This window comes from Streptomyces sp. 7R007, assembly GCF_054850255.1.
The window spans coordinates 1-2573 of sequence record NZ_JBTWMV010000129.1; the positions used below are offsets into that span (position 1 = coordinate 1).

The following is a 2573-nucleotide window of genomic DNA, read 5'->3' on the forward strand; positions in this document are numbered from 1 at the left end:
TGACGGCGGCCATGACAAGCTCCCCATAGGCGGCCACTTACCGCCCCACTGATGGCCACGGGATTCCCCACGTACGGCCAGATATCTCCCCGCTCGCATTGGACGCATCCCGCTCGGCGAGGCTCGGGCGAGTGAAGAACAGCAGGGAGATCATGGAGATCCTTGAGGCGTACGACCTCACGGGCAGTTACCGAGCCGCGGCCGAACTGACCGGCGTCGACCACCACACGGTGGCCCACTATGTGAAGATGCGAGCCGCCGGCCAGCACCCCGACCAGCGCCGTCACCGCGCCCGCGCGATCGACGACTATCTGCCGAAGATCGAGGAACTGGTGGTCCGTTCGCACGGCAAGATCCGCGCGGACGTGGTGCACAAGAGGATCGTCGCGATGGGCTTCACCGGCGGGGAACGCACCACCCGCCGCACCGTTGCCGAGGCGAAAGCCCAGTTCAGGGCCGGTCGACGGCGGGTCTATCGGCCGTGGGTGACCGAGCCGGGGCTGTGGATCCAGTACGACTTCGGCGACGGGCCGACCATCCAGGGCCGCAAAACCATCCTGTGGTGCGCCTGGCTGGCCTGGTCCCGCTTCCGCATCGTGATCCCGATCTGGGACAAGACGCTGCCGACGGTCACCTCGTGTCTGGACGCGACGTTCCGTCGCATCGGCGGAGTGCCGGCCTACGTCCTGACGGACAACGAGAAGACGGTCACCACCGACCACGTCGCCGGGATCGCGGTCCGCAACCCGGAGATCGTCGAGGTCGCCCGGCACTACGGCACGACCATACGCACCTGTCTGCCCGCGGACCCGGAGACGAAGGGCGGTTCCGAGGCGACGGTCCGGATCGCGAAGGCCGACCTGGTGCCGAAGGACGTCAACCTGCGCGAGCACTACAAGACCTTCGGCGAGCTGGAGGCGGCCTGCCGGGCGTTCTGCGACGAGGTCAACTCCCGCACCCACCGGGCGACTCGGCGCAAGCCCATCGAGCGGCTCGCCGAGGAACGACAGCGGCTGCACCCGCTGCCGAGGAGGCCGTTCACCGCCGCGTTCGGCACCACCCGGCGGGTGAACTGGGAGTCCACGATCTCGGTCGAAGGGGTCCGCTACTCCGTTCCGCACGAACTGATCGACAACCGGGTCTGGGCCCGCTTCCACGGCGACGAACTGATCGTCACCGCGGTCGGCGAGGACGGCTCGGCCCGCGAGGCCGCCCGCCACCGCCGCGGCCAGCCCGGCACCCCAGTCCTGGACAACGCCCACTACCCGCCGCGGGAGAACAAGGACAACGACCGCACCCCGAAGGCCACTTCGGCAGAAGAGGCTGCCTTCCTCCAGCTCGGTCCCGGGGCAGCGTCCTGGCTGGTCGAAGCAGGGGCCAGTGGGGTGCGCCGGATCAAGGCGAAGATGGCCGAGGCCGTTGCCCTGTCCAAGCTCTACTCGGTGGCCGAGGTCGACCGGGCCCTGGGCACCGCCGCGGTCACCGCACGCTTCGCGGACAAGGACCTGCTGTCCATCGTCGACTACCAGGCCACCCGCGAACACACCGAACCCGTCCGCCGCAGCGAGGAACACTCCCTGCAGCCCGGCACCTCCGCCTGGTCCTCCTTCGGCCTGCCCACCCAGCCCGCCTCCGACGTCTCCGAGCACGACGAAAGCGATCTCGCCTGATGGCCACCCCACTTCGCACCGTTCCCGGCACCAACGGCGACCCCCTCGCCGAGGCCATCGAGCTCACCAAGCGGCTCAAACTCCCGCACCTGCGGCGGGTGTTGGCCGACCTGATCCCCACCGCCAAGGCCCAACGCTGGGACCCGGCCGAGGTCGTCCGCGTCCTGCTGGCCGAGGAAGCCGCCGGCCGCGACCGGGCCAACCTCCACACCCGCCGCAAGCGGGCCGGTTTCCCCACCGGCAAGACCTTCGGCGACTGGGACGAGACCAAGTCCGCCATCCCCCGCCCCACCCAGGACGCCCTCAAGTCCCTGGAATGGATCGGGCGTCGGGAGAACTTCTGCATCTGCGGGCCCTCGGGCACGGGCAAGAGCCACTTCACCGAGGCACTTGGCCAGACCGCGGTCGAGGCCGGGCTGACCGTCTCCTGGTTCACCATCGAGGACCTCGGAGTCCTGGTCCGCCGGCACCGTGCGGACGACTCGATCGCCCGAGCCCTCGCAAAGATCATCCGCTCGGATCTGATCATCGTCGACGACATCGGCCTGCTGCCGGTCTCGCCGGACGCCGCCGAGGGCTTCTACCGCCTGGTCGACGCCGCCTACGAACGACGCTCGGTCGCCGTCAGCAGCAACCTCCACCCCTCCGGATTCGACGAGATCATGCCCAAGACCCTGGCCACGGCGACGGTCGACCGGCTCATGCACCACGCTCACATCGTCGTCACCCAGGGTGACAGCTACCGGCTCACCCAGGCCACCAGCGGACAGGGAGTGAAGCCCTTCAGCTGACCCGACCGACCCGAGGGCGGGGAATTATCTGGCCGCCACCGGGGACATCTCGATGGCCGCCAGCGGGGCGAACTCCTGGCCGCCTACGGGGAGAACGAAATGGCCGTTGACA

2 protein-coding genes are annotated in these 2573 nt (G+C 69.2%); both read left to right on the forward strand.

Features of this window, described 5'->3' with window-relative positions:
- Window positions 1–131 precede the first annotated feature (131 nt).
- Window positions 132–1670: an IS21 family transposase gene (gene istA / locus ACYF6T_RS44370; protein ID WP_461703679.1), complete on the forward strand. Its 1539-nt coding sequence runs from the start codon at window positions 132–134 to the stop codon at window positions 1668–1670.
- Window positions 1670–2461 carry an IS21-like element helper ATPase IstB gene (istB, locus tag ACYF6T_RS44375; RefSeq protein WP_037722867.1) on the forward strand — a complete coding sequence of 264 codons (792 nt, stop codon included), beginning with the start codon at window positions 1670–1672 and terminating at the stop codon, window positions 2459–2461. The genes istA and istB overlap by 1 nt, the downstream gene beginning before the upstream one ends.
- Window positions 2462–2573: the final 112 nt, after the last annotated feature.

Bases quoted from the DNA above. Each gene is read 5' to 3' on its own strand.
- istB (WP_037722867.1), top strand. From the start codon at position 1,670: ATGGCCACCCCACTTCGCACCGTTCCCGGCACCAACGGCGACCCCCTC.